The 248-nt window shown below is 50.0% G+C and carries 1 protein-coding gene; it reads left to right on the forward strand.

Features of this window, described 5'->3' with window-relative positions; all coding sequences use genetic code 11:
* On the forward strand, nucleotides 1-248 hold a 248-nt coding region (locus DC366_RS20735), incomplete at both ends, for a glutamate ligase domain-containing protein (protein WP_279305775.1).

A 248-nucleotide genomic window follows, 5' to 3' on the forward strand; every position in this document is an offset into this window, starting at 1 on the left:
GATATTAAGTCGGCTTCCCGGAGCAGCGGGGCGGTTCGAGACACAGATATCGGCGGATGGTCGAATTGCGATTGTCGATTATGCTCATACGCCAGATGCGTTGGAAAATGTATTGTCTACCATCCAGCAATTGCGACAGGGTGGAGAACAGATTATTACTGTTGTGGGTTGTGGCGGTGATCGTGATAAAACGAAGCGTCCGCTGATGGCAAAAGTGGCGGTGGAATATAGTGACAGGGTGATCTTGA

It is taken from the genome of Pelagivirga sediminicola, assembly GCF_003072125.1.
GTDB lineage: Bacteria > Pseudomonadota > Alphaproteobacteria > Rhodobacterales > Rhodobacteraceae > Roseovarius > Roseovarius sediminicola.